The organism is Burkholderia sp. HMSC10F09, assembly GCF_001806955.1.
GTDB lineage: Bacteria > Pseudomonadota > Gammaproteobacteria > Burkholderiales > Burkholderiaceae > Burkholderia > Burkholderia multivorans.
Map to the genome: position 1 here is coordinate 1 of NZ_KV786865.1, position 1,870 is coordinate 1,870.

General features: G+C 66.0%; 2 protein-coding genes. Both read left to right on the forward strand.

Annotation, left to right across the window (positions count from 1 at the left end):
* Window positions 1-565: TOBE domain-containing protein (locus HMPREF3115_RS23840; RefSeq protein ID WP_083302284.1), on the forward strand; the 565-nt coding region annotated here is incomplete at its 5' end.
* Window positions 566-657: 92 nt separating this feature from the next.
* Window positions 658-1,704: an ABC transporter substrate-binding protein gene (locus tag HMPREF3115_RS23845; RefSeq protein ID WP_070556352.1), complete on the forward strand. Its 1,047-nt coding sequence runs from the start codon at window positions 658-660 to the stop codon at window positions 1,702-1,704.
* The last annotated feature ends 166 nt before the right edge of the window (window positions 1,705-1,870 follow it).

A 1,870-nucleotide genomic window follows, 5' to 3' on the forward strand; every position in this document is an offset into this window, starting at 1 on the left:
GAAGGCGCTGCACGAGAAGCTCGGCGTGACATTCGTCTACGTGACGCACGATCAGGGCGAGGCGCTGACGATGTCGGACCGCGTGGCGGTATTCGACAAGGGCATCGTGCAGCAGCTCGACACGGTGGACCGGCTCTACGAATCGCCGTGCAACGAATTCGTCGCGAACTTCATCGGCGACAGCAACCGGCTGCGCGGCACGATCGCGCGCGTCGACGGCGAGTTCTGCGAGCTGCGGCTCGGCGACGGCACGCGCCTCGTCGGGCGCAACGTCGCGAATGCCGCGCCCGGCGCAGCCGCGATCGCGTGCATCCGTCCGGAACGCATGCGTCTTTTCCGCGCGCCGGAACCGCCGGCCCCGCACGACCTCGCCGCGAATCGCGTCGCGGGCGAAGCGCTCGGGCTGATTTATTTCGGCGATCATGTGCGCATGCGTTGCGCCGTGCCCGGACAAGGCGAGTGCTTCGTCAAGGTGCCGCTCGGCACCGAAGCGCTCGACAACTTTTTCCCCGGCGCGCCGGTTTCGCTGTCGTTCGCGCCCGCGCATCTGCGCGTGTTCGCGTAACGCCGGCGCGGCCGCCGGTTTCCCCGCAGTCTGTCAGTCTGTCGTCGATCACCACCACTACGCATTTTCACCGCGACCGGAGAGGAACCACCATGAATCGAACCCGCTTTACCGCACGCCGTATTGCCGTTGCGCTGACGTTGGCCGCATTCGGCGCGTCGGCGTCCGCTGCCGAATTGACGGTCGTCAACTTCGGCGGTGCGAACGGCGATGCGCAGAAGGCCGCCTTCAACCAGCCGTTCGAGAAGGCGACCGGCAACAAGGTCACCGCCGTCGAGTACAACGGCGAGCAGGCGAAGGTGAAGGCGATGGTCGAGGCGAAGCACGTGAGCTGGGACGTCGTCGACGTCGAGTCCGGCGACGTCGGCCGCGGCTGCGACGAAGGCCTTTACGAGAAGCTCGACTGGTCGAAGATCGCGAAGAAGACCGATCTGATTCCCGAGGCGTACCAGACCTGCGGCGCGGGCATTTTCGTCTGGTCGACGGTGCTGTCGTACAACGCCGACAAGCTGAAGACCGCACCGGCGAGCTGGGCCGATTTCTGGGACGTGAAGAAATTCCCCGGCAAGCGTGCGATGCGCAAGGGTGCACGCTACAACCTCGAGTTCGCGCTGATGGCCGACGGCGTCGCGCCGAAGGACGTCTACAAGGTGCTGAACACGAAGGCCGGCCAGGATCGTGCGTTCAAGAAGCTCGACGAGCTGAAGCCGAACATCCAGTGGTGGGAAGCGGGCGCACAGCCGCCGCAGTTCCTCGTTGCCGGCGACGTCGTGATGTCGACCGCGTTCAGCGGCCGCATCGACGCGGCGCGCAAGGAAGGCAAGAACCTGAAGATCGTGTGGAACGGCAGCATCTACGATCTCGACTACTGGGCGATTCCGAAGGGCTCGCCGAACAAGGCGCTTGCCGAGCAGTACATCGCCTACACGCTGACGCCGAAGCCGCAGCAGGCATACGCACAGCACATCGCGTACGGCCCGGTGAACCTTGCCGCGATCAAGTCGCTCGACGCGAAGACGCTCGCGAATCTGCCGAATTCGCCGGCCAACGGCAAGAACGCGGTGCTGCAGGACATCGGCTTCTGGACCGACCACGGCGACGAGCTCGAGCAGCGCTTCGCCGCGTGGGCGTCGAAGTGAGTCCGCAGTGCGCGGGCGCGTGCGCGTCCAGGCACTGACGTTGTCCGCCGTGCGATGCAGCGGTACGCATCGCGCGGCTTTCCGCCGGACCGCGAGCCGCGGTTCGCGGCCCGGTCCGGAGACACCTCCGTTGAACACGATGACGATCGCTTCTTCCCCGACGTCG

Bases quoted from the DNA above. Each gene is read 5' to 3' on its own strand.
- HMPREF3115_RS23845 (WP_070556352.1), top strand. From the start codon at position 658: ATGAATCGAACCCGCTTTACCGCACGCCGTATTGCCGTTGCGCTGACG.